The 22,329-nt window shown below is 59.9% G+C and carries 26 protein-coding genes and 1 riboswitch; of the genes, 14 read left to right on the top strand and 12 right to left on the bottom strand.

The genetic code is table 11. The features are described from left to right. Window positions 1–8: 8 nt before the first annotated feature. The 12 genes from K7H21_RS05220 to pduF form a co-directional block, all read right to left on the bottom strand. Entirely contained in the window at window positions 9–794 is a 786-nt protein-coding gene (locus tag K7H21_RS05220) for a cobalt-precorrin-6A reductase (protein ID WP_032741940.1), read from the bottom strand. Continuing rightward, window positions 791–1,516: a precorrin-3B C(17)-methyltransferase gene (locus tag K7H21_RS05215; RefSeq protein WP_004124467.1), complete on the bottom strand. Its 726-nt coding sequence runs from the start codon at window positions 1,514–1,516 to the stop codon at window positions 791–793. The genes K7H21_RS05220 and K7H21_RS05215 overlap by 4 nt, the downstream gene beginning before the upstream one ends. Beyond that, window positions 1,516–2,571 carry a cobalt-precorrin 5A hydrolase gene (cbiG, locus tag K7H21_RS05210; RefSeq protein ID WP_004124469.1) on the bottom strand — a complete coding sequence of 352 codons (1,056 nt, stop codon included), beginning with the start codon at window positions 2,569–2,571 and terminating at the stop codon, window positions 1,516–1,518. The genes K7H21_RS05215 and cbiG overlap by 1 nt, the downstream gene beginning before the upstream one ends. Further along, a complete protein-coding gene (locus K7H21_RS05205; RefSeq protein WP_223035640.1) occupies window positions 2,552–3,325 on the bottom strand; it encodes a cobalt-precorrin-4 methyltransferase in 774 nt (257 codons plus the stop codon). Before K7H21_RS05205 ends, cbiG begins: the two co-directional genes overlap by 20 nt. Continuing rightward, window positions 3,318–3,887: a decarboxylating cobalt-precorrin-6B (C(15))-methyltransferase gene (locus tag K7H21_RS05200; protein ID WP_004124476.1), complete on the bottom strand. Its 570-nt coding sequence runs from the start codon at window positions 3,885–3,887 to the stop codon at window positions 3,318–3,320. Before K7H21_RS05200 ends, K7H21_RS05205 begins: the two co-directional genes overlap by 8 nt. After that, window positions 3,877–4,482, bottom strand: coding sequence for a cobalt-precorrin-7 (C(5))-methyltransferase (locus K7H21_RS05195; protein ID WP_004124479.1), 606 nt, complete (start codon window positions 4,480–4,482; stop codon window positions 3,877–3,879). The genes K7H21_RS05200 and K7H21_RS05195 overlap by 11 nt, the downstream gene beginning before the upstream one ends. Further along, window positions 4,476–5,615, bottom strand: a complete 1,140-nt coding sequence (cbiD, locus tag K7H21_RS05190) for a cobalt-precorrin-5B (C(1))-methyltransferase CbiD (RefSeq protein WP_004124482.1) — start codon at window positions 5,613–5,615, stop codon at window positions 4,476–4,478. Before cbiD ends, K7H21_RS05195 begins: the two co-directional genes overlap by 7 nt. Continuing rightward, a complete protein-coding gene (locus K7H21_RS05185) occupies window positions 5,612–6,244 on the bottom strand; it encodes a cobalt-precorrin-8 methylmutase (protein ID WP_004124485.1) in 633 nt (210 codons plus the stop codon). The genes cbiD and K7H21_RS05185 overlap by 4 nt, the downstream gene beginning before the upstream one ends. 10 nt (window positions 6,245–6,254) lie before the next feature. Then, window positions 6,255–7,214, bottom strand: coding sequence for an adenosylcobinamide-phosphate synthase CbiB (gene cbiB / locus K7H21_RS05180; RefSeq protein WP_142445202.1), 960 nt, complete (start codon window positions 7,212–7,214; stop codon window positions 6,255–6,257). Beyond that, window positions 7,211–8,590 (bottom strand): cobyrinate a,c-diamide synthase, encoded by a 1,380-nt coding sequence (locus tag K7H21_RS05175; protein WP_223035639.1) that lies wholly within the window; start codon window positions 8,588–8,590, stop codon window positions 7,211–7,213. The genes cbiB and K7H21_RS05175 overlap by 4 nt, the downstream gene beginning before the upstream one ends. A gap of 88 nt (window positions 8,591–8,678) precedes the next feature. Continuing rightward, window positions 8,679–8,883: riboswitch (cobalamin riboswitch) on the bottom strand. Window positions 8,884–9,146: 263 nt separating this feature from the next. Continuing rightward, window positions 9,147–10,058 (bottom strand): transcriptional regulator PocR, encoded by a 912-nt coding sequence (gene pocR, locus K7H21_RS05170; protein ID WP_004124495.1) that lies wholly within the window; start codon window positions 10,056–10,058, stop codon window positions 9,147–9,149. Between the two features lie 188 nt (window positions 10,059–10,246). Continuing rightward, window positions 10,247–11,047 carry a propanediol diffusion facilitator PduF gene (pduF, locus tag K7H21_RS05165; RefSeq protein ID WP_004105118.1) on the bottom strand — a complete coding sequence of 267 codons (801 nt, stop codon included), beginning with the start codon at window positions 11,045–11,047 and terminating at the stop codon, window positions 10,247–10,249. A 524-nt stretch (window positions 11,048–11,571) separates the two neighbouring features. Between pduF and pduA the strand changes: the two genes are divergently transcribed. From pduA to pduP, 14 genes are read left to right on the top strand one after another with little or no spacing between them, the layout of a single operon-like run. Beyond that, the gene (gene pduA / locus K7H21_RS05160) at window positions 11,572–11,856 is read left to right on the top strand and encodes a propanediol utilization microcompartment protein PduA (protein ID WP_001183618.1); all 285 of its coding nucleotides are present in this window, start codon (window positions 11,572–11,574) and stop codon (window positions 11,854–11,856) included. After that, entirely contained in the window at window positions 11,853–12,665 is an 813-nt protein-coding gene (pduB, locus tag K7H21_RS05155) for a propanediol utilization microcompartment protein PduB (protein WP_004124503.1), read from the top strand. Before pduA ends, pduB begins: the two co-directional genes overlap by 4 nt. Before the next feature lie 18 nt (window positions 12,666–12,683). After that, the gene (pduC, locus tag K7H21_RS05150; protein WP_004124506.1) at window positions 12,684–14,348 is read left to right on the top strand and encodes a propanediol dehydratase large subunit PduC; all 1,665 of its coding nucleotides are present in this window, start codon (window positions 12,684–12,686) and stop codon (window positions 14,346–14,348) included. A gap of 10 nt (window positions 14,349–14,358) precedes the next feature. Next, window positions 14,359–15,018, top strand: a complete 660-nt coding sequence (gene pduD / locus K7H21_RS05145; RefSeq protein ID WP_004124509.1) for a propanediol dehydratase medium subunit PduD — start codon at window positions 14,359–14,361, stop codon at window positions 15,016–15,018. Between the two features lie 14 nt (window positions 15,019–15,032). Further along, on the top strand, window positions 15,033–15,554 hold the full coding sequence (gene pduE, locus K7H21_RS05140; RefSeq protein ID WP_004124517.1) for a propanediol dehydratase small subunit PduE: 522 nt from the start codon (window positions 15,033–15,035) through the stop codon (window positions 15,552–15,554). Between the two features lie 15 nt (window positions 15,555–15,569). Next, window positions 15,570–17,402 carry a propanediol dehydratase reactivase alpha subunit PduG gene (gene pduG / locus K7H21_RS05135; RefSeq protein ID WP_049114663.1) on the top strand — a complete coding sequence of 611 codons (1,833 nt, stop codon included), beginning with the start codon at window positions 15,570–15,572 and terminating at the stop codon, window positions 17,400–17,402. Then, window positions 17,392–17,742 (top strand): propanediol dehydratase reactivase beta subunit PduH, encoded by a 351-nt coding sequence (gene pduH / locus K7H21_RS05130; RefSeq protein ID WP_004124522.1) that lies wholly within the window; start codon window positions 17,392–17,394, stop codon window positions 17,740–17,742. Before pduG ends, pduH begins: the two co-directional genes overlap by 11 nt. Before the next feature lie 19 nt (window positions 17,743–17,761). After that, window positions 17,762–18,037, top strand: coding sequence for a propanediol utilization microcompartment protein PduJ (pduJ, locus tag K7H21_RS05125; RefSeq protein WP_001057755.1), 276 nt, complete (start codon window positions 17,762–17,764; stop codon window positions 18,035–18,037). A 3-nt stretch (window positions 18,038–18,040) separates the two neighbouring features. Next, window positions 18,041–18,511 (top strand): BMC domain-containing protein, encoded by a 471-nt coding sequence (locus K7H21_RS05120; protein WP_087829907.1) that lies wholly within the window; start codon window positions 18,041–18,043, stop codon window positions 18,509–18,511. Next, on the top strand, window positions 18,511–19,143 hold the full coding sequence (locus K7H21_RS05115) for a phosphate propanoyltransferase (protein ID WP_004124527.1): 633 nt from the start codon (window positions 18,511–18,513) through the stop codon (window positions 19,141–19,143). The genes K7H21_RS05120 and K7H21_RS05115 overlap by 1 nt, the downstream gene beginning before the upstream one ends. After that, window positions 19,140–19,631: a microcompartment protein PduM gene (pduM, locus tag K7H21_RS05110; protein WP_142468461.1), complete on the top strand. Its 492-nt coding sequence runs from the start codon at window positions 19,140–19,142 to the stop codon at window positions 19,629–19,631. Before K7H21_RS05115 ends, pduM begins: the two co-directional genes overlap by 4 nt. Window positions 19,632–19,634: 3 nt before the next feature. Continuing rightward, window positions 19,635–19,910, top strand: coding sequence for a propanediol utilization microcompartment protein PduN (gene pduN, locus K7H21_RS05105; RefSeq protein ID WP_004124529.1), 276 nt, complete (start codon window positions 19,635–19,637; stop codon window positions 19,908–19,910). 9 nt (window positions 19,911–19,919) lie between these two features. Continuing rightward, window positions 19,920–20,930 carry a two-domain cob(I)yrinic acid a,c-diamide adenosyltransferase PduO gene (gene pduO, locus K7H21_RS05100; protein WP_004124530.1) on the top strand — a complete coding sequence of 337 codons (1,011 nt, stop codon included), beginning with the start codon at window positions 19,920–19,922 and terminating at the stop codon, window positions 20,928–20,930. Continuing rightward, complete coding sequence (pduP, locus tag K7H21_RS05095) at window positions 20,927–22,321, top strand: CoA-acylating propionaldehyde dehydrogenase PduP (RefSeq protein ID WP_223035638.1); 1,395 nt, start codon at window positions 20,927–20,929, stop codon at window positions 22,319–22,321. Before pduO ends, pduP begins: the two co-directional genes overlap by 4 nt. The last annotated feature ends 8 nt before the right edge of the window (window positions 22,322–22,329 follow it).

The raw sequence follows: 22,329 nt of genomic DNA, 5'->3' as shown, positions 1-22,329 counted from the left end.
CTGACTCCTTAAGCAGCGGCCAGCCAGCGCGCTAAGCGCCGGGCAAAGGCAGCCTGACTTTCCAGTAATTCTTCACCGGTCACCAGCGGCGCCGGGCGCGTAATCACGATGCAGGGGATACCGGCATCCAGACAGGGTTGTACTTTTTCCTGATAGCCGCCCTCGGCGCCGGAGGCCTTAGTGATCACCACATCGGCCCGGCACTGGCGGTAGAAAGCGGCGTTGAACTCGGCGCTGAACGGCCCGCACAGGGCGAAGATCTCGCCAACGCCAAACCCCAGCGCGGCGCACTGCGCGATGACATCGGCTACCGGCAACACACGGGCCAGCAGCGTTTTTTCGCCTAATCCCGTCCGCCAGCGCGCCAGATCTTTGCTGCCCGTTGTGAGCAGCACGCGCGGACCGAAGCGCCGCGCGACCTCGCAGGCCTGTTCAACGCTCTCCACGGTATAGAGCAGCGGATGGGTCAGGCCGCTCAGCTGCTCAGGGCGCTGATAGCGGCTCAGCAGCACGCCGGCGGTTTCGCAGGCCTGGACGATATTGCGGCTCACCGCTTCGGCGTAGGGGTGCGAAGCATCAATCACCCAGCGGGTCCGGTTAGCCTTCAGCCAGGCGATCATCTCCTCCAGCTCAAGACGCCCGCAGCGCACCCGGCCGCGAATATCCCCCGCCAGCTGCTGGCCGGTCGGCGTCGCTACCGACAGGGTGTAGCGAACCTGCGCCGCGTCAAGCTGTTGGCACAGCGCCCGCGCGTCGCTGGTTCCCCCCATCACCAGCACCTCGCCGTGGCTCACAGCACGTAGCCCCGCGGCGTGATCATCAGGCCATCCTGGATATAGGTCGCTTTGTTGCCGACGATCACCAGGCTGGTCATATCGACCGGTTCAAAATCCATCTCCCCCAGGGTGGTCAGCCATTTCTCCTGCTTTTTACGTCCGGCGGACTTCACTACCCCCACCGGGGTCTGCGCGCTTTTGCTGGCCGACAGCAGCTCGAAAGCGCGCGCCAGATGCCCTTCGCGGCCGCGGCTGCGCGGGTTGTAAAAACAGATAACAAAGTCGGCTTCCCCGGCGGCGACAATGCGCTTTTCAATCACCGGCCACGGGGTCAGCAGGTCGCTGAGGCTGATATGGCAGAAGTCGTGCATCAGCGGCGCGCCCAGCAGCGAGGCGGCGGCGATGCTGGCGGTCATCCCCGGGATCAGGCGAACCTCCACATCCAGCTTCTGCTTGCTGACCAGTTCAAGCACCAGTCCGGCCATGCCGTAAATACCGGCGTCGCCGCTGCTGATCAGCGCCACGTTATGCCCGGCCTGCGCCAGCTCAATCGCCGCTTGGCAGCGCTCAATCTCTTTGCACATCCCGGTTTTGATCACCTGCTTATCGCCGGTAAAGGCTTTCACCAGGTGGGTGTATGTTTTATAGCCAACGACGATTTCCGCCGCCTGCAGCGCTTCAATGGCCTCCATGGTCATCATGGACTGCGAGCCAGGGCCGATTCCGATTACGCTTAACATCAGTGTGAAACTCCCAAAGTAATAGTGACGCCCTGTTCGCGCAGGGTTTCGCCCAACAGTTGTCCATGGCTCAGCAGCCAGGCCGCCGGGCCGGATACGCTCCCCACGCCGACGGTGTTTCTGACGAACGATGAAGCGGGAAAGTGATGCTCATGCTCGCGCAACGCATCAGCGGTAAAGGTTTCAAACGGCACGCGGCAGCAGGAGGCCAGCTGAATCAGCCCCTGTTCGTGTTTCTTCAGCGTGACGCTGCCGATGGCTTTCAGCGCCAGCGGATCGAGGCGCTGCGCCTCAAGCTGGCGCGCCAGCAGCGCCGCTAACAGCGGGAATGGCGTATCGCGACGGCAGCCAATTCCGGCGACTACCCGCTGCGGCACCAGCTTCCAGTGCGGCACGTCGATCGCCGGCAGTTCGTTGCGCAGGGTGACGCAGACCAGCGCGTCCAGCTCGGGAAGCTGGTGCAGATCGGTCACGGTAATAAACCCGCGCCGGTCGCAGCGGCTGACGTCTTCATCCAGCTCGTCGTCCCACCACAGGCCGACGCGTTGATGGCTGACCAGCATCTGGTTGACGGTTTTCACCGCCGCGCGGAAGTCGACCATTCGGGCATTAAGCTGGAACGCCAGGGTATCCAGCGCCGCCATCTCGTTGACGTCGGTGGCGGTGGTGATCACCGGGTCGGCGCCGAGCATCCCGGCCAGATAGCGGCTCAGGGCATTCGCGCCGCCCGCATGGCCGGAAAGCAGGCTAATAACGTGCTGGCCGCGCTCGTCAATCACCACCACCGCCGGGTCGCTAAACTTGTCATTCACCAGCGGGGCCAGCACGCGTACCGCGATCCCGGTGGCGCCGATGAAGATCAGCGCCGAATAGCTGCTGAAGGCCTCGCGCGCGGCGCTGGCAAAACCGTTTTCAAAGGGAAGAAACCCCTCCTCCAGCAGCTTCTCGCTGGTAAAACAGGTTAACGGCAGCATCGCCGCCAGCCGTTTCGCCAGCCGGACGCCGCCTGGGGTCAGGCAGAAAAGCGCAATCGATTCAGGCTTTACGGTATTCATGGCTAAAGTCCGCCGCGTAGAGTTTTGAGTAGTGATACTCAGAGCCCAGGAAATTCCCGACCAGAATGAGCGCCGTTTTGCGGATCCCCGCCTCGCGCACCTTGTCGCCGATATCCGCCAGGGTGCCGCGTACGGTCTGGCTTTCCGGCCAGGTCGCTTTATAGATCACCGCCACCGGCGTGGTTGCCGGGTAACCGCCTTCAATCAGGCGCTCCGCCACCCGATGAATACGCTGCACAGAGAGGTAAATCGCCATCGAGGTCTGGTGGCTGGCAAACGACTCAAGCTGCTCACGCTCCGGCACCGGCGTGCGCCCTTCGAGGCGGGTAATAATCAGGCTCTGGGAGACTTCCGGGACGGTGTATTCGACCCCCAGCTCCGCCGCGGCGCCGAGAAACGCGCTGACGCCCGGCACCACCTGCCAGTCGATGCCGCGTTTAGTCAGCTCTTCGCCCTGCTCGCGTACCGAGCCGTACAGCGACACGTCTCCGGTCTGTAAACGCACCACCGTTTTCCCGGCTTTAACCCCGGCTTCCATCAGGTCGAGAATTTGCTCCAGATGCAGTTCGGCGCTGTCGTGACACTCGGTGCCAGGAGGACAGTACTCCAGCAGCTCGGTGTTAATCAGCGACCCGGCGTAGATCACCACCTGGGCCTGCTGAAGCAAACGGTACCCCTTGAGGGTAATCAGTTCACGATCGCCCGGCCCTGCGCCAACGAACCACACACTACGGGGATCAAATGTCTCAGCCATGGTTTTCTTCCTTCTGACAGGCGATAACAAAAACGGGATTATTCGGTTTGAAATAGTGGCCGCTGCCCAGCGTGGTCAGCGCTGAAACGTTCAGCTGCAGGCAATCAACCTGTTCGATTCCCTTCAGCCGCAGATAGTCGAGAGCGGCATTCAGGTTCTCCTGGAGGATAAAGGTCATCACCAGACGACCGCCGGGGTAGAGCTGCTGCCACGACCAGTCAATAAGCTCGTCGAGGCGGCCGCCGCTGCCGCCCATAAATATGGCGTCGGCCCGCTCGGTCATCACCATCGGCGCTTCGCCGGGCAGGATCTCAATGTTGCCGCAGGCGAAATGCTGGCGGTTTTCGTCCAGCAGCTGCAGGGCCGCGGGATTGCGTTCGATCGCCGTTACCTGCAGCGAGGGGTACTGCAGCGCCGCCTCAATCGACACGCTGCCAGTACCGGCGCCGATATCAATCAGGTGGCTTGCCCGGTGCAGTTCAAGTTTGGCCAGCGCCAGCGCGCGAACCGCCTCTTTGGTCATCGGCACCTTCTCGCCGCGCAGAAAAAGCTCATCTTTCATCGAGGATCACCACCGCGTTCATCTCATATTCACCGTTGACCTCACTGACCGGTAGCCAGCGGATCCGCTCGTTATCCATCGCCAGATTTTCGCCAATCACCATCCAGCGATACCCTTTTCCCCGCGCCGCCAGCTGGGCGGCGATTTCCCGCGGCCCGCAGCGCCCGTCGGTCACCATCGCCACCTTGCGCTGGCGCGCCAGCTCATCAAAACAGACCTCCCGCCCGTGGCTGCTGGTCAGCCAGATATCGTTCATATCGATACCAGCCTTCGCGCAGAGATACTGCACCGCGCTGATGCCGGGGATAATGCGCACGCGCTCGATGCCAAAGTGGGCTATCAGCCGCGTACCGATGCCGTAAAACAGCGGGTCGCCGGAGGCCAGCACCACCACCTTCTGCGCGTCACGCTCGCCGAGCCATTCCAGCAGTTCGGCGATATTGGCCCCCAGCGCAAACCGTTCGCCGTCAAACTCAGGGAACTGCTGCAAATGCCGCTTGCCGCCCACCAGCGCGTCCGCACTGGCGACCGCGTCCCGCGCCGCCGGCGTCATCAGATGCAGGCCCGACGGGCCCATGCCAACGACCGTTAACATGACATCTCCCGCGCAATCTCGGCGATCGGCCGATTGCTGCCGAGGACCTTGTTATCAAAGGAGAACATGATGGCGTCGCAGACGGGCGGCGCTTTGGTAAAGCGCAGCATCTGCGTCACCCGCAGGCAGATGCGTTCGGCAAGATGGTGATAGATATGCTGAAAACCGTACGCGTCGATGTGCTCCATCGCCGCTTCGGTGGTATCGCATTCGCTCACCAGCTGCAGAAGCGCCAGCGGCGCGCCCAGCAGCGCCAGATGCGCGACCAGGGTTTCCATCCGCGCATCGGCGATATGGCTGTGGGTGTGGAAGATCCCGGCGGCGACTTTAATCAGCTTGCCAGGGTGGCCGATCAGCACAATCTGGCGGAACCCGAGGCGCACGGCCTCTTCAATCATGTAGCCGACGAAGTTGCTCATGGTGACCACCACCTGCGCATCAATACCCATCTGCTCGCGGACGAAGCGCTCGCCGTGGTTGCCCGGCACCAGCACCACCCGCTCCAGCCCCGCCGCGCGCTTAATTTCCAGCTCCAGCGATAGCGAACGCTTCCAGCTCTCCTCCGACATCGGCGTCACGATACCGGTGGTGCCGATAATCGAGATACCGCCCAGGATCCCGAGCCGCGAGTTATAGGTTTTCTGCGCCCGCGCCTCGCCTTCCGGGGCGAAAATCTCGACTTCGGCTCCGCGCGACGGGCCAATCGCTTCGCGCACCGCCGACTCAATAGTGTGGCGCGGGGTACGGTTAATCGCCGGGCTGCCGATGGGCAGGCCGATTCCTTTGCGGGTGACCGTGCCGACACCTTCGCCGCCGCGCAGGATAATCTCGCCGGAATCGTCGAGCGTCACGCGGGCAAAAATCAGCATCCCGTGGGTGGCGTCAACATCGTCGCCGCCGTCTTTACGAATGGCGGCGATCGCCTGCTGCCCTTCAACGTGCGGCGACTCGACGTTAAGGCACAGGGTGACGCCGGAAGGGGTGACAATGGAGACCTGATGAATCAGATGCTGGCGCATCACCATCAGCGCCGCGACCTTGGCTGCCGCCGTCGCGCAGGATCCGGTGGTATAGCCTTTGCGCAGCGCCTTGCCGTTGTGCCACACCGGGGCGTCAAAGGATTGCTCGCTCATCGCGCCCCCTGCAGGTGGTACAAAATGGCGTTGACGATGGCGGCGGCGACGTTGCTGCCGCCTTTACGACCCAGCGCGGCGATGCCCGGCAGGCCGCTCTGCGTCAGGGCCTCTTTCGACTCCGCCGCGCCGACGAAACCGACCGGCACGCCGATCACGCCGTTGACCGCGACGTCATGCTCCAGCAGACGAAACAGTGCGGTGGGCGCATTGCCAAAAACAAACACCTTCTCGCCCTCTTCGGCGACCGCGATATCGACCGCCGCCATCGAGCGGGTCATCCCCTGCGCTTTGGCCTCCGCCACCACCCGCGGATCGCTGATATAGCAGCGGCACTCGCCGCCGAATTTCGCCAGCAGAGTTTTATTGATCCCGGAAAGGGCCATGGTGGTATCGGTATAAAGCGTGCAGGGATGGCTCAGGGCGGCGCTTAAGCGCGGAAGCACGTCGGGCGAAAACCACAGGATATCCAGCCAGTCAAAATCGGCGGTGGTGTGGATCACCCGCTTGATAATGGCTTCGTGCAGCGGGCTGGCAAAGCGGTAGTCCGGGCGGGTCTGCGCAATAATGTCGCCAATAATGTCGAAGCTTTTCGCCTCAATCGCCTGCGGTTGCTGGATATAGTGCATTCATTTGTCCTCAGGCTGCGCCGACCAGCCAGTACCGGACCGCCATAAACAGCGCCAGCGCCAGGGTCGAAGACACCCACATCAGTCGAATCGTTCGGGAAATATCATCTACGGAAATATCGCGCGTCGCGTCGCCGATCCACGGCTTCTCCACGCGCTGGCCAAAGTAATCGTTAGGGCCGCCAAGCCGGATGCCGAGCGCCCCGGCGACCGCCGCTTCCGACCAGCCGCAGTTCGGGCTGCTGTGGTTGTAGCGGTCGCGCCAGCCGATGCGCAACGCGCGGCCGCCCGCTTCACCGCAGAGGAGAGCAGCGAGGCTGATAAGCAGCCAGCTCAGGCGGGCGGGGATAAAGTTGGCGACATCATCGAGGCGGGCGCTGACCATGCCGATGGCACGATATTTTTCGTGCTTATAGCCAACCATCGAGTCCAGGGTGTTGACCGCTTTATAGGCCATCGCCAGCGGCGCGCCGCCCAGCAGCAAAAAGAAGAGCGGCGCGATAATGCCGTCGACGGTGTTCTCCGCGACGGTTTCCACCACCGCGCGATTAATCTGCTGCGGCGCAAGCTGCGACGTGTCTCGCCCGACGATCCACGACAGTTTGATACGGCTCTCCACCTGATCGCCCGCGCGCAGCGGACGCTCGACATCCCGCGCCGACTGCGCCAGACAGCGTCCGGCCAGCACGGTGAAAATCATCCATACTTCAACGAGCCAGCCAAGCCACGGATGGATCGCCTGCGCCAGGGTCAGCACGCCCCAGGAGACGCCCCACGTCAGCCCGACCACCACCAGCCACATCATCGCGCCGCCGAGGCGCAGGGCCGCATCGCTGTGACAGTAGCGACGCACGCCGCGCTGAACGACGGCGATCAGGTTGCCAATCCAGCGCACCGGGTGCGGCCAGCTCTGCGGATCGCCGATGAAAAAATCAAGGAGCCAGGCAACGCCCCAGGCCAGCAGCGTCATAGCGCGCTCCTTGCCGCAGCCAGCCAGTGGTTAAGCATCATGGGACGCTGCGCAAAGTGCAGGTGCAGATAACTGGCGAACGTGTTGCCCACCTGCCAGCCGCCCGACCACTGCTGGAGAGTGATGCCGTCGCGAACTTTGCGGCAGGCCAGGACCGCAGGGGACTCGGGGGTAAAATCCGAGTAGTGAAACTCGTGCCCGCGCAGGATTTCGCCGGGCGCCGCCAGCAGCGTTTGCCGCATCGCCCGCGCCTCACAGTAGCCAAAGCGGGTGAGCCGTTTGCCCATCTTGCTGTGACCGGGAATAAGGTTGGCCATCGGATAGATGTCGCCGCTGGCGTCTTCAAGAGTGCTGCCGAGATACATCAGGCCGCCGCATTCGGCGTAAATCGCCACCCCGCGCCGGTGCGCCTCCTGCAGCTGCGCCAGCATCCGCGTGTTCGCCGCCAGCGCGGCGGCATGAATTTCCGGATAGCCGCCGCCGAGCCAAATCATCTGGCACGGTGGAAGCTCGCTATCGCGCAGCGGGCTGAAGCGCACGATATTCACCCCGCAACGTTCGAGCAGCGTGAGGTTATCCGGGTAGTAAAAGTTGAAGGCTTCGTCGTCGGCCAGCGCCAGCGTCAGGCCCGCGCCGGCGTCGGGCGACGGCAGCGGGGACCACTCCCCGGCGGGTAGGGTAATGAGTTGGCTAAGGGCAAGGAGCCGTTCAATATCCAGCGTTTGCGCCAGCGTGTGGGCAAAATCGCGCCACGGCTGCTGGTTAACCAGCGACTCGCGGGCGGTAACCAGTCCCAGATGGCGTTCCGGTAACGCCACCCCTTCCACCCGCGGCACGTAGCCGAGCACCGGCAGCCCGCAGTAGCGTTCAATGGCGCCTTTGAGAAGTTGATAATGGGTGTCACTGTTGACGCGATTGACGATAACGCCGGCGATATTCAGGCTGGGGTCGAAGTGCTGAAATCCCATCACCGTGGCGGCGATGGAGGTGGAAACCGCTTTACCGTCTACCAGTAAAATGACCGGACAGCCGAGCTGTTTGGCCATCGCGGCGGTACTGCAGTAGTCGGGGTCGGCGCCGAAACCGTCATACAGCCCCATGACGCCTTCAATGACCGCGATATCCGCCCGCTGCATCCGTTCGCAAAACAGCGCGTTAAGCACTGGCTCCGGGAGCATAAAGCCATCGAGGTTGCAGGAAGCGACGCCGCTGACGGCGGTGTGCCAGCCGGTGTCGAGGTAGTCCGGGCCGACTTTGTACGGCTGCACCCGCATGCCGCGCTGCTTCAACAGGCTGAGCAGACCAAGCGTAACGGTGGTTTTACCACAACCGCTGCCGGTACCTGCGAGAATAAATGCGTGCTGCCTGGCTGCCATACCCCGATCCTGTGCCGGGTGGTAGGGCTGCGTGCATTCCCAGTCTTTCGACTGTACGCATCTGAGCAACCCACTTCCCACCGAAGTTGTTGATTATTACCGGCAGGCAGGTCTTCTGGCTTAGCGTCGTCCTCCCCCATCCTTCCCAATCCGGTAAGCAGATCAGTGGCTAAATATGGGTTCGTCAGCATCACAGCAGCGGGGGCTGCGGGGGATTCACACCCCCTTCCCTGGCGCCTGTCGGTTTAGTCCGTCGTGATTCGAGCGGGACTGCCCGGCTCGAATGCTTTCAGGAACATCTTACGGAAGCTGGATGGCTCCCGTCGTGTTTAATCTTTAATTGCAAAGGCTGCTTCATTACGCCGATAGCGCTCTGAAAAGCATTTCAGTTGTCACTCTATCCCATCAAATAAATAAAAACTGGTGCAGCTTATCGTTCTCTCATTATTATTTTGTTGCGCTATGACAATTTATTGCTCTGAATGAGATATTTTCATTTTATAATGAGCCAGATACGAGGGCATATCAAAAATCGGCAATAACAAAATATTGTCATTTAAATTGACTCAGTTTGTGATCTGGCGTTAATTTGCTGGCGATAGGCCTGCGGAGTGACCTGATAAGCCTGGCGAAAAACTTTGCAAAAATAGCTGGTTTGCGAAAATCCTAAATTCCGCGCAATGCTGGCGATGCTCCAGTCGCTGTGGCAAAGCAGCTCTTTGGCGCTCACCATCCGCTGATGGTTAACCCACGCGTTAAAACCGATTCCCTGATATTTTTTGAACAGCTTACTGAAATAGTAGGGACTGAGATAAACGTGGGCGGCGACGTCTTCCAGGCGAAGCTCGTCGGATAAATGGGCGTCAATGTAGCGCAGCGCCTTCTTCATTTTACTGTCGTGGGGGCTGACCGCCCGGCTGGCGCGCGCGGGTTCAGGCGGCAGGGGATTGTCTTTAATCACCACAAAATTAAGCTGCTTTTTCAGGCAATTCTCGACGATCAGCTTCAGTAAATCCGCGGAGGCAATCACTCTGGAGTAGTCCATCTCCGGCACGTCGCGGAACGCTTTAAGCAGCTCGGGGTCAGCCTGCCAGCGGTCGTCAACGTTGAGGATATCCACCAGTTCAACGTCGTTGCTTAAGCGCACCTGGCCACAAAGCACGAAGCCCACAAGGTGCCCGGCGATAACCAGCGGAATGGAAAAATCGGTTAACCCGGCGTGGCAGCGGTAGATACAGAGCGCATCGGTTTTCGAGGCCTCGAGTCCGCCGCAGCGGTCGCTCATTCGGCAGCGGGTGCTGTGCTGGGGATGCTGGCGCATCAGCTGGCAGAAAGGAGTGAAATTAAACAGTTCGGATATTTCATCACCGTGAATATTGACAACCACAACCGCCAGACTGGTGGCCTGCGCAAAATCCTGTGCGATTTTATTAATGAGTTCTGAGTTCAGTGTGCTCGCAGAAATCATGATAAAACCTCTCAGTTAATTTTTTGTTATAAATAAAACATTTTTTTAATATTCACTGCCTTTCATCATCATTTACCGCCAACGATAAAAGAATATTACGATAGCAAAAGTCTCCCATCCGTGGGAGACGTTTTTGGCCAGTTCGTGATACCGGTTCATGAAATTTTTTAGCTATTTCAGCCGATACATTAATCCTCTAATTTACAGGTATTACACGGTAAGTTATTCCCTATCAGATAACGATAGATCGCCGCGCCGAGGCAGGCGCCGATCAGCGGCGCAATAATCGGTACAATAAAATACGGAATATCCCTTCCGCCGGTCATCGCGATATCGCCCCAGCCCGCCATCCACGTAAACAGCTTCGGTCCAAAATCACGTGCCGGATTCATCGCGAAGCCGGTCAGCGGCCCGGTTGAGGCGCCAATGACCGCCACCAGCAGACCGATCAACAGCGGGGCCAGCGGCCCTTTCGGCACGCCGTTGCCATCGTCGGTCAGCGCCATGATCATCCCCATCAGCATGGAGGTGATTACCACTTCGACCAGCGCCGCGTGCCAGATGCTCAGCGACGCCGCCGGGTAGGTGCTGAAAATACTCGCCAACTGCAGGCTCTCCACACTGCCGCGAGCAATATGGTGGGCGGATTCAAACTCGGTAAACATAGTGCTGTACAACACATAGGCCAGCACCGCGCCGCCAAAGGCGCCCGCGACCTGTGAAACGATATAGGGGAAAACTTTTCGTCCGGGAAAGCAGGCAAATAGCCATAAAGCCACGGTCACCGCCGGGTTGAGATGACCGCCGGATATTCCCGACGTCAGATAGACGGCAAGCGAGATCCCCAGCCCCCAGATAATGCATATCTCCCATAGCCCGAGGCTCGCGCCCGCCACTTTCAACGCGCTCAGGCAGCCGATGCCGAAAAACAAAAACAGCCCGGTGCCCAGAAACTCGGCGGTACATTGCGCTTTTAACGAATCATTCATGGTGACACCTTCTTAGCAGAGTTCGTGTCCTGACCAGCCAACCTCCTGCTGGCAGTAGAGTACAACGAGCATCACTATATGAACTCCGCTCCACAAATTGTTGGCAACCTGCCGACGGCAGCTCCGGAAAATTCGGGCATCAATAACAAATTATTGTCATGGAATAAGCCGGAAGAGCTACGCTGACGCGTGGATTCTGTAATTAACCTGTCCCTTTGGCATGCAAAAATATTGCTAAAACCAACTCCTCTTTTTCCAACAAACATCACAAATCAGTTTTTCTCGCATAGCAGATAAAATTAAATTCGTCATGAATAAATTTGTAAATATGGAATATACAAAACAAGATAATCACATAAGACAAAATAAAAATATATAATAAAATCATTGCATTAAATTTATAAATGACAATTTTATATTATTAAACACCCACTATTTTTTCACCATCAAATTCAAGTCAGCCATTCTTTTTCCTCGCATCTTCTTATAGTCCCAACTATCGGAACACTCCATGCGAGGTCTTTATGCAACAAGAAGCACTAGGAATGGTAGAAACCAAAGGCTTAACCGCAGCCATAGAGGCCGCTGATGCAATGGTGAAGTCAGCCAATGTGATGTTAGTGGGCTATGAAAAGATTGGCTCCGGGCTGGTCACCGTCATCGTGCGCGGCGACGTTGGCGCGGTGAAAGCGGCCACCGATGCCGGTGCCGCCGCCGCACGTAACGTGGGAGAAGTGAAAGCCGTACACGTCATCCCACGCCCTCACACCGATGTAGAAAAAATCTTACCGAAGGGAATTAGCCAATGAGCAGCAATGAGCTGGTTGAACAGATCATGGCTCAGGTGATTGCCCGTGTGGCAACGCCGGAACAGCAGGCCATCCCTACTGAAAACCATCCAATACGAGAGACGGCTATGGCAGAAAAAAGCTGCAGTTTAACGGAATTTGTCGGGACCGCCATTGGCGACACCCTGGGCCTGGTGATCGCCAACGTCGATACCGCCCTGCTGGACGCGATGAAGCTTGAAAAACGCTATCGCTCCATCGGCATTCTCGGCGCCCGCACCGGCGCAGGCCCGCACATTATGGCGGCGGACGAAGCGGTGAAAGCCACCAACACCGAAGTGGTCAGCATTGAGCTTCCGCGCGATACCAAAGGCGGCGCGGGCCACGGTTCGCTGATTATTTTAGGCGGCAACGACGTTTCCGACGTTAAGCGCGGTATCGAAGTCGCCCTGAAAGAGCTCGACCGCACCTTCGGCGATGTTTACGGCAACGAAGCCGGACATATCGAGCTGCAGTACACCGCTCGCGCCAGCTACGCCCTGGAAAAAGCGTTCGGCGCGCCGATTGGCCGCGCCTGCGGCATCATCGTCGGCGCGCCGGCTTCGGTTGGCGTACTGATGGCCGATACCGCGCTGAAGTCAGCCAACGTTGAAGTCGTGGCCTATAGCTCCCCGGCGCACGGCACCAGCTTCAGTAACGAAGCCATTCTGGTGATTTCCGGCGACTCCGGCGCGGTCCGCCAGGCGGTCATCTCGGCGCGCGAAATCGGCAAAACCGTCCTTGCGACCCTCGGTTCTGAACCGAAAAACGATCGCCCGTCCTACATCTGATACCCACGAGGCTGATTCATGAGATCGAAAAGATTTGAAGCACTGGCGAAACGCCCTGTGAATCAGGACGGCTTCGTTAAAGAGTGGATCGAAGAAGGCTTTATCGCAATGGAAAGCCCGAACGACCCGAAACCGTCGATTAAAATCGTTAACGGCGCGGTAACCGAGCTGGACGGGAAACCGGTAAGCGAATTTGACCTGATCGACCACTTCATCGCCCGCTACGGCATCAATCTGAACCGCGCTGAAGAAGTGATGGCGATGGATTCGGTCAAGCTGGCCAATATGCTGTGCGATCCGAACGTCAAACGCAGCGAAATCGTCCCGCTGACCACCGCGATGACGCCGGCGAAAATCGTCGAAGTGGTTTCGCATATGAACGTGGTCGAGATGATGATGGCGATGCAGAAAATGCGCGCTCGCCGCACCCCGTCCCAGCAGGCCCACGTCACCAACGTCAAAGATAACCCGGTACAAATTGCCGCCGACGCCGCCGAAGGCGCATGGCGCGGATTTGACGAACAAGAAACCACGGTTGCGGTAGCGCGCTATGCGCCGTTTAACGCCATCGCGCTGCTGGTGGGCTCGCAGGTAGGCCGTCCGGGCGTGCTGACTCAGTGCTCGCTGGAAGAAGCCACCGAGCTGAAGCTCGGCATGCTGGGCCATACCTGCTACGCCGAAACCATCTCCGTCTACGGCACCGAGCCGGTCTTTACCGACGGCGACGACACCCCGTGGTCGAAGGGCTTCCTGGCCTCGTCCTACGCCTCTCGCGGCCTGAAAATGCGCTTCACCTCCGGCTCCGGCTCGGAAGTGCAGATGGGCTACGCCGAAGGCAAATCCATGCTTTATCTGGAAGCGCGCTGCATCTACATCACCAAAGCCGCCGGCGTTCAGGGGCTGCAAAACGGCTCGGTGAGCTGCATCGGCGTACCGTCTGCGGTGCCGTCAGGCATTCGTGCGGTGCTGGCGGAAAACCTGATCTGCTCGTCGCTGGATCTGGAATGCGCCTCCAGTAACGACCAGACCTTTACCCACTCCGATATGCGTCGCACCGCGCGCCTGCTGATGCAGTTCCTGCCGGGAACCGACTTCATCTCCTCCGGTTATTCCGCGGTGCCGAACTACGACAACATGTTCGCCGGCTCCAACGAAGACGCCGAAGACTTTGACGACTACAACGTTATCCAGCGCGACCTGAAGGTGGACGGCGGTCTGCGTCCGGTTCGTGAAGAGGACGTCATCGCCATCCGTAACAAAGCCGCCCGCGCGCTGCAGGCCGTGTTTGCCGGAATGGGGCTGCCGCCGATTACTGATGAGGAAGTTGAAGCCGCGACCTACGCTCACGGTTCGAAAGATATGCCGGAGCGTAACATCGTCGAAGACATCAAGTTCGCCCAGGAAATCATCAATCAAAACCGCAACGGTCTGGAAGTGGTGAAAGCGCTGGCGCAGGGCGGGTTTACCGACGTGGCCCAGGACATGCTCAACATCCAGAAGGCCAAGCTGACCGGGGACTATCTGCATACCTCCGCGATTATCGTCGGCGACGGACAGGTGCTATCAGCCGTCAACGACGTTAACGATTATGCCGGTCCGGCAACGGGTTATCGCCTGCAGGGCGAACGCTGGGAAGAGATTAAAAACATCCCTGGCGCTCTTGATCCCAACGAGATTGATTAAGGGGTGAGAAATGGAAATTAATGAAAAATTGCTGCGCCAGATAATTGAAGACGTGCTTAGCGAAATGAAGGGCAGCGATAAACCGGTCTCGTTTAATGCGCCGGCTGCCTCCGCAGCGCCTGCCGGCGACGGCTTCCTGACCGAAGTGGGCGAAGCGCGTCAGGGAACCCAGCAGGACGAAGTGATTATCGCCGTCGGCCCGGCTTTCGGCCTGGCGCAGACCGTCAATATCGTTGGCATCCCGCATAAGAGCATTCTGCGCGAAGTGATTGCCGGTATTGAAGAAGAAGGCATTAAAGCGCGCGTGATTCGCTGCTTTAAATCCTCCGACGTGGCCTTCGTCGCCGTTGAGGGCAATCGCCTGAGCGGCTCCGGCATCTCTATCGGCATCCAATCGAAAGGCACCACGGTTATCCACCAGCAGGGGCTGCCGCCGCTCTCCAACCTGGAGCTGTTCCCACAGGCGCCGCTGCTGACCCTGGACACCTACCGTCAGATTGGTAAGAACGCCGCCCGCTATGCGAAACGCGAATCGCCGCAGCCGGTCCCGACACTGAATGATCAGATGGCGCGGCCAAAGTACCAGGCGAAATCGGCCATTTTGCACATTAAAGAGACCAAGTACGTGGTGACGGGTAAAAACCCGCAGGAACTGCGCGTGGCGCTTTGATAAAGGATAACTCCATGAATACCGACGCAATTGAATCGATGGTCCGCGACGTATTGAGCCGCATGAATAGCCTGCAGGGCGAGGCGCCTGCGGCGGCTCCGGCGGCTGGCGGCGCGCCCCGTAGCGCCAGGGTCAGCGACTATCCGCTGGCGAACAAGCACCCGGAATGGGTGAAAACCGCCACCAATAAAACGCTGGACGACTTTACGCTGGAAAACGTACTGAGCAACAAAGTCACCGCCCAGGATATGCGTATCACCCCGGAAACCCTGCGCTTACAGGCGTCTATCGCCAAAGACGCGGGCCGCGACCGGCTGGCGATGAACTTCGAACGCGCCGCCGAGCTGACCGCGGTACCGGACGATCGCATTCTTGAAATCTACAACGCCCTCCGCCCCTATCGCTCGACGAAAGAGGAGCTGCTGGCGATCGCCGACGATCTCGAAAGTCGCTATCAGGCGAAGATTTGCGCCGCTTTCGTTCGCGAAGCGGCCACGCTGTACGTCGAGCGTAAGAAACTTAAAGGCGACGATTAACTTTAGGGGTAAACAATGCGATATATAGCTGGCATTGATATCGGCAACTCATCAACGGAAGTCGCCCTGGCGACTCTGGATGCGGCCGGCGCGCTGACGATTACACATAGCGCGCTAGCGGAAACCACCGGGATTAAAGGCACGTTGCGTAACGTGTTCGGCATTCAGGAGGCCCTCGCTCTCGTTGCAAAGCGCGCGGGGATCAATGTCAGCGATATTTCGCTCATCCGCATTAACGAAGCCACGCCGGTGATTGGCGATGTGGCGATGGAAACCATTACCGAAACCATCATCACCGAATCGACCATGATCGGTCATAACCCGAAAACGCCCGGCGGCGTGGGGCTTGGCGTTGGCATCACTATTACGCCGCAGGAGCTGTTAACCCGCCCGGCGGACGCCCCCTATATCCTGGTGGTGTCATCGACCTTCGATTTTGCCGATATCGCGAACGTTATCAACGCCTCCCTGCGCGCCGGGTATCAGATTACCGGCGTCATTTTGCAGCGCGACGACGGCGTGCTGGTCAGCAACCGGCTGGAAAAACCGCTGCCAATCGTTGACGAAGTGCTGTACATCGACCGCATTCCGCTGGGGATGCTGGCGGCGATTGAAGTCGCCGTTCCGGGGAAGGTTATCGAAACCCTCTCCAACCCTTACGGCATCGCTACCGTATTCAACCTCAACCCGGAGGAGACGAAAAACATCGTCCCGATGGCCCGCGCGCTGATTGGCAACCGTTCCGCCGTGGTGGTCAAAACGCCATCCGGCGATGTCAAAGCGCGGGCGATCCCCGCCGGTAACCTGGCGTTGCTGGCCCAGGGGCGCAGCGTGCGCGTAGATGTCGCCGCCGGCGCCGAGGCCATCATGAAAGCGGTCGACGGCTGCGGCAGGCTCGATAACGTCACCGGCGAGGCTGGCACCAATATCGGCGGCATGCTGGAACACGTGCGCCAGACCATGGCCGAGCTGACCAACAAGCCGAGTAGCGAAATATTCATCCAGGACCTGCTGGCCGTTGATACCTCGGTACCGGTGAGCGTCACCGGCGGTCTGGCCGGGGAGTTCTCGCTGGAGCAGGCCGTCGGCATCGCTTCGATGGTGAAATCGGATCGCCTGCAGATGGCGATGATCGCCCGCGAGATCGAGCAGAAGCTTAATATCGACGTGCAGATCGGCGGCGCCGAGGCCGAAGCCGCCATCCTGGGCGCGCTGACCACGCCGGGCACCACCCGACCGCTGGCGATCCTCGACCTCGGCGCAGGCTCCACCGATGCCTCCATCATCAACCCTAAAGGCGAAATCATCGCCACCCACCTCGCCGGAGCAGGCGATATGGTGACGATGATCATTGCCCGCGAGCTGGGGCTGGAAGACCGCTATCTGGCGGAAGAGATCAAGAAATACCCGCTGGCTAAGGTCGAAAGCCTGTTCCATTTGCGCCACGAGGACGGCAGCGTGCAGTTCTTCTCAACGCCGCTGCCTCCCGCTGTATTCGCTCGTGTCTGCGTGGTGAAACCGGAGGAACTGGTGCCGCTACCCGGCGACTTAGCACTGGAAAAAGTACGCGCCATTCGCCGCAGCGCCAAAGAGCGGGTCTTTGTCACCAACGCCCTGCGCGCGCTGCGTCAGGTCAGCCCGACCGGCAACATTCGCGATATTCCGTTCGTGGTGTTGGTCGGCGGCTCGTCGCTGGATTTCGAAGTCCCGCAGCTGGTCACCGATGCGCTGGCGCACTACCGCCTGGTTGCCGGGCGGGGAAATATTCGCGGCAGCGAAGGCCCGAGAAACGCGGTGGCCACCGGGCTGATTCTCTCCTGGCATAAGGAGTTTGCGCATGGACAGTAAGCACAGCGCCCCGGCCATCGTCATTACCGCCATCGACGGCTGCGACGGCCTGTGGCGCGAAGTGTTGCTGGGCATTGAAGAGGAAGGCATCCCTTTCCTGCTCCAGCATCAGCCGGCCGGAGAGGTCGTGGACAGCGCCTGGCAGGCGGCGCGCAGTTCGCCGCTGCTGGTGGGCATCGCCTGCGACCGCCATACGCTGGTCGTGCACTACAAGAATTTACCCGCATCGGCGCCGCTTTTTACGCTGATGCATCATCAGGACAGTCAGGCCTATCGCAACACCGGTAATAACGCGGCACGGCTGGTCAAAGGGGTCCCTTTCCGGGACCTGAATCGCTAAGCAACAGGAGAACAGCAGGATGAATAACGCACTGGGACTGGTTGAAACAAAAGGGTTGGTGGGCGCTATTGAAGCCGCCGACGCCATGGTGAAATCCGCCAACGTGCAGCTGGTTGGCTACGAAAAAATTGGCTCTGGTCTGGTGACCGTGATGGTTCGCGGCGACGTCGGCGCGGTCAAAGCGGCGGTGGACGCGGGCAGCGCGGCGGCAAGCGTAGTGGGTGAAGTGAAATCCTGCCACGTGATCCCGCGTCCGCACAGCGACGTTGAGGCCATTTTACCGAAATCAGCCTGATTGATGGCGAATAAGGAGCACCGCGTGAAGCAATCACTGGGATTACTTGAAGTTTGTGGTCTGGCACTGGCTATTAGCTGCGCCGATATCATGGCGAAATCCGCTTCTATCACGCTGGTCGCCCTCGAAAAGACCAATGGTTCAGGCTGGACGGTGATTAAAATTACCGGTGATGTGGCCTCCGTGCAGGCGGCTATCACCACCGGTGCGCAGTTTGCCGAACAGCGAAATGGCCTGGTGGCCCACAAAGTCATCGCCAGGCCAGGAGAAGGGATCCTGCGCACGCAGACGCCCCCTCTCTCCGTCATGCAACCTGAGCCTGAAGCGTCAGAGACGGCAGATAGGGTTTCCGAAGCGCTCCCGCAGGAACAGGGTCTGGTTAGCTGCAACCTGTGTCTGGACCCGAAATGTCCGCGCCAGAAGGGCGAGCCGCGCTCGCTTTGCATTCACCCCGGCAAGCGAGGTGAGGCGTAATGGATAAACAGCTTCTGGAATCAACGGTCAGTAAAGTTCTCGACGAGATGCGGCTACGGCCCATCCCGCTGGGGGTTTCAAATCGTCATATCCACCTGTCCGCGGCGGATTACGAACGCCTGTTCCCCGGCCATCCCATCAGCGAGAAAAAAGCGCTGCTGCAGCCGGGACAGTATGCCGCGGAGCAAACCGTCACCCTGGTGGGGCCGAAGGGGCAACTGAAAAATGTACGCCTGCTCGGCCCGCTGCGCTCGGTAAGCCAGGTGGAAATCTCACGTACCGATGCCAGAACCCTGGGCGTTGCGGCGCCGCTGAGAATGTCCGGCAACCTCAAGGGCACGCCGGGCATCCGCCTGGTCAGCCCTTTTGGCGAGCTGGAGCTGGCGTCAGGGGTTATCGTCGCGCAGCGGCATATTCATATGTCGCCGCTCGATGCGCTGATCCTGCGGGTCGCCCACGGCGACAGAGTTTCGGTGGCCATTGAAGGCGACGAGCGCGGGCTTATCTTCAACAACGTGGCGGTTCGCGTTTCGCCGGACATGCGCCTCGAAATGCATATTGATACCGATGAGGCTAACGCCGCCGGGGCCGATAGCCCGCAGGTCTTTGCCCGGCTGGTAGGCCCGCGATGAACGCTGAACTTCTGCAGCGCATTGTGGAGACGATCGTCTCCCGGCTGCAGCGGCGTGCCGAAAGCACGGCGACGCTGAGCGTTGCGCAACTGCGTGATGCCGACTGCCGGAGTCTGTTCTGCCAGCACGCGTCGCTGCGCATCCTGCTCGTCGACCTGCCGCTGCTGAACCAGTTGGCGGAGGCGGACACCGACGATGCCGCCGCCCGCAACATTCACGATGCGCTGGCTTTCGGCATCCGCGTGCAGCTCACCCTGCACGGCCAGCTGCTGCCGGTTATCCCGGTTAAAAAACTGGCTCGCCTGCCGCTGACCTTTGCCGACGAACGCGGGCTGCCGCTGGTTTTACACGCCGGTTCGGTGCTCAGCTATCGCGACGTCGCGCCGCTAGGTCACGGGCGTCTGGTTATTCAGCGCAAATGCCTCGTGACCGCCCTGGCGCGCGACGCGGCGCGCGCGCGGAATATTCAATTAATTAAGCAGGAGTAAATCATGCATCTGGCACGAGTCACGGGCGCGGTTGTCTCCACGCAAAAATCGCCTTCCCTGGTCGGGAAAAAGCTGCTGCTTGTGCGGAGGGTCAGCGCCGATGGCGAACTTCCCGCCTCGCCCACCTCCGGCGATGAAGTCGCCGTGGATTCCGTCGGCGCGGGGATCGGCGAGCTGGTTCTGCTCAGCGGCGGCTCCAGCGCCAGGCACGTTTTTTCCGGGCCAAACGAGGCCATCGACCTCGCCGTCGTCGGCATTGTCGATACGCTTTCACGTTAAGGAGCGAATATGGCGATTTATACCCGAACGGGCGACGCTGGCACCACCTCACTCTTTACCGGCCAGCGGGTGAGTAAAACCCATCCGCGGGTTGAAGCCTACGGCACGCTGGACGAGCTGAATGCCGCGCTGAGCCTGTGCGCCTGCGCCGCCGCGGATGAAAATCACCGCGCCCTGCTCGAGGCCATCCAGCAGCAAATTTTCTGGTTTAGCGCGGAACTGGCCAGCGACAGCGAACGGCCGTCGCCCAAACAGCGCTACATCAGCAGCGAAGAAATTTCCGCCCTGGAAGCCGCCATCGATCGGGCCATGGCCCGCGTCGAACCGCTGCACAGCTTTATTTTACCCGGCCGCTGCGAAGCTGCGAGCCGCCTGCATTTTGCCCGTACGCTGGCCCGCCGGGCCGAACGCCGCCTGGTGGAGCTGGCGGCGGAAGTCAATGTGCGCCAGGTGCTGATGCGCTACATCAATCGCTTATCAGACTGCCTGTACGCCCTGGCCCGCGCCGAAGATAGCGACGCGCACCAGAACAACCTTATCCGTGAAATAAGCCGGCGCTATCTGGCCGCCAGCCAGCCGAGCCGCAGTAAGGAGACGACGCCCGTGGCCCTCTCATTCCACGATCTACACCAGCTCACCCGCGCCGCCGTCGAGCGCGCGCAGCGGCTACAGGTGCCGGTGGTGATCAGCATCGTTGACGCCCACGGTACCGAGACCGTGACCTGGCGGATGCCGGACGCCCTGCTGGTCAGCAGCGAACTGGCGCCGAAAAAGGCCTGGACCGCGGTGGCGATGAAAACGGCGACCCATGAGCTGAGCGATGTGGTTCAGCCGGGCGCCGCGCTTTATGGCCTCGAAACGCATTTACAGGGAAAAGTGGTCACCTTTGGCGGTGGTTACGCCCTGTGGCGCGACGGCTTATTAATCGGGGGTCTTGGCATCAGCGGCGGCAGCGTTGAGCAGGACATGGACATAGCACTGGCCGCCATCGCGGCCATTAATGTGGGAACTCATCAATGAATACTTCTGAACTCGAAACCCTTATTCGCACCATTCTTAGCGAGCAATTAACCACGCCAGCGCAAACGCCGATCCAGCCGCAGGGCAAAGGGATTTTCCAGTCCGTCAGCGAGGCCATCGACGCCGCGCACCAGGCGTTCTTACGTTATCAGCAGTGCCCGTTGAAAACCCGCAGCGCCATCATCAGCGCGATACGTCAGGAGCTGACGCCGCTGCTGACCGCGCTGGCGGAAGAGAGCGCCAATGAAACGGGAATGGGCAACAAAGAAGATAAATACCTGAAAAACAAGGCTGCGCTGGACAACACCCCCGGTGTGGAAGATCTCACCACCACCGCGCTGACCGGCGACGGCGGTATGGTGCTGTTTGAGTATTCGCCGTTTGGCGTAATCGGGTCGGTCGCACCGAGCACCAACCCAACGGAGACCATCATCAACAACAGCATCAGCATGCTGGCGGCGGGCAACAGCGTCTACTTCAGCCCGCATCCGGGAGCGAAAAAGGTCTCACTCAAGCTCATCAGCCTGATTGAAGAGATTGCCTTCCGCTGCTGCGGCATCCGCAACCTGGTGGTCACCGTAGCGGAACCGACGTTTGAAGCGACCCAACAGATGATGGCCCATCCGCGCATTGTGGTCCTCGCTATTACCGGCGGCCCCGGCATTGTGGCGATGGGCATGAAGAGCGGTAAAAAAGTGATTGGTGCTGGCGCGGGCAACCCCCCCTGCATCGTTGATGAAACCGCTGACCTGGTCAAAGCGGCGGAGGATATCATCAACGGCGCCTCGTTCGATTACAACCTGCCCTGCATTGCCGAGAAAAGCCTGATTGTGGTGGAGAGCGTCGCTGAACGTCTGGTACAGCAAATGCAAACCTTCGGCGCGCTGCTGCTAAGCCCGGCCGATACCGACAAGCTCCGCGCCGCCTGCCTGCCGGAAGGCCTGGCCAATAAGAAGCTGGTCGGAAAAAGCCCATCGGCGCTGCTGGAAGCCGCCGGGATCGCCGTTCCGGCGAAAGCGCCGCGCTTGCTGATCGCTATCGTCAACGCCGACGACCCGTGGGTCACCAGCGAACAGCTGATGCCGATGCTGCCGATAGTGAAAGTCAGCGATTTCGATAGCGCGCTGGCCCTGGCGCTGAAGGTTGAAGAGGGACTGCATCATACCGCCATTATGCACTCGCAAAATGTGTCGCGCCTGAACCTCGCAGCCCGCACCCTGCAAACCTCGATTTTCGTCAAGAACGGCCCCTCTTATGCCGGGATCGGCGTCGGCGGTGAAGGCTTTACCACCTTTACCATTGCCACGCCGACCGGCGAAGGGACGACCTCGGCGCGCACCTTTGCCCGCTCCCGTCGCTGCGTGCTGACCAACGGCTTTTCCATTCGCTAACCGAGGTC

This window comes from Klebsiella sp. CTHL.F3a (assembly GCF_019890895.1).
Classification (GTDB): domain Bacteria; phylum Pseudomonadota; class Gammaproteobacteria; order Enterobacterales; family Enterobacteriaceae; genus Klebsiella; species Klebsiella grimontii.
Note: the sequence above shows the minus strand (reverse complement) of the source record. Positions and strands in the feature narration are given on the sequence as shown.

Bases quoted from the DNA above. Each gene is read 5' to 3' on its own strand.
- pduD (WP_004124509.1), top strand. From the start codon at position 14,359: ATGGAAATTAATGAAAAATTGCTGCGCCAGATAATTGAAGACGTGCTT.
- K7H21_RS05120 (WP_087829907.1), top strand. From the start codon at position 18,041: ATGGCGAATAAGGAGCACCGCGTGAAGCAATCACTGGGATTACTTGAA.
- K7H21_RS05195 (WP_004124479.1), bottom strand. From the start codon at position 4,482: ATGTTAACGGTCGTTGGCATGGGCCCGTCGGGCCTGCATCTGATGACG.
- K7H21_RS05215 (WP_004124467.1), bottom strand. From the start codon at position 1,516: ATGTTAAGCGTAATCGGAATCGGCCCTGGCTCGCAGTCCATGATGACC.
- pduC (WP_004124506.1), top strand. From the start codon at position 12,684: ATGAGATCGAAAAGATTTGAAGCACTGGCGAAACGCCCTGTGAATCAG.
- K7H21_RS05175 (WP_223035639.1), bottom strand. From the start codon at position 8,590: ATGGCAGCCAGGCAGCACGCATTTATTCTCGCAGGTACCGGCAGCGGT.
- cbiG (WP_004124469.1), bottom strand. From the start codon at position 2,571: ATGAATACCGTAAAGCCTGAATCGATTGCGCTTTTCTGCCTGACCCCA.
- K7H21_RS05115 (WP_004124527.1), top strand. From the start codon at position 18,511: ATGGATAAACAGCTTCTGGAATCAACGGTCAGTAAAGTTCTCGACGAG.
- K7H21_RS05200 (WP_004124476.1), bottom strand. From the start codon at position 3,887: ATGAAAGATGAGCTTTTTCTGCGCGGCGAGAAGGTGCCGATGACCAAA.
- cbiB (WP_142445202.1), bottom strand. From the start codon at position 7,214: ATGACGCTGCTGGCCTGGGGCGTTGCCTGGCTCCTTGATTTTTTCATC.
- pduA (WP_001183618.1), top strand. From the start codon at position 11,572: ATGCAACAAGAAGCACTAGGAATGGTAGAAACCAAAGGCTTAACCGCA.
- pduN (WP_004124529.1), top strand. From the start codon at position 19,635: ATGCATCTGGCACGAGTCACGGGCGCGGTTGTCTCCACGCAAAAATCG.
- pocR (WP_004124495.1), bottom strand. From the start codon at position 10,058: ATGATTTCTGCGAGCACACTGAACTCAGAACTCATTAATAAAATCGCA.
- pduG (WP_049114663.1), top strand. From the start codon at position 15,570: ATGCGATATATAGCTGGCATTGATATCGGCAACTCATCAACGGAAGTC.
- K7H21_RS05205 (WP_223035640.1), bottom strand. From the start codon at position 3,325: ATGGCTGAGACATTTGATCCCCGTAGTGTGTGGTTCGTTGGCGCAGGG.
- pduE (WP_004124517.1), top strand. From the start codon at position 15,033: ATGAATACCGACGCAATTGAATCGATGGTCCGCGACGTATTGAGCCGC.
- K7H21_RS05185 (WP_004124485.1), bottom strand. From the start codon at position 6,244: ATGCACTATATCCAGCAACCGCAGGCGATTGAGGCGAAAAGCTTCGAC.
- pduJ (WP_001057755.1), top strand. From the start codon at position 17,762: ATGAATAACGCACTGGGACTGGTTGAAACAAAAGGGTTGGTGGGCGCT.
- pduM (WP_142468461.1), top strand. From the start codon at position 19,140: ATGAACGCTGAACTTCTGCAGCGCATTGTGGAGACGATCGTCTCCCGG.
- pduF (WP_004105118.1), bottom strand. From the start codon at position 11,047: ATGAATGATTCGTTAAAAGCGCAATGTACCGCCGAGTTTCTGGGCACC.
- pduP (WP_223035638.1), top strand. From the start codon at position 20,927: ATGAATACTTCTGAACTCGAAACCCTTATTCGCACCATTCTTAGCGAG.
- pduH (WP_004124522.1), top strand. From the start codon at position 17,392: ATGGACAGTAAGCACAGCGCCCCGGCCATCGTCATTACCGCCATCGAC.
- cbiD (WP_004124482.1), bottom strand. From the start codon at position 5,615: ATGAGCGAGCAATCCTTTGACGCCCCGGTGTGGCACAACGGCAAGGCG.
- pduB (WP_004124503.1), top strand. From the start codon at position 11,853: ATGAGCAGCAATGAGCTGGTTGAACAGATCATGGCTCAGGTGATTGCC.
- pduO (WP_004124530.1), top strand. From the start codon at position 19,920: ATGGCGATTTATACCCGAACGGGCGACGCTGGCACCACCTCACTCTTT.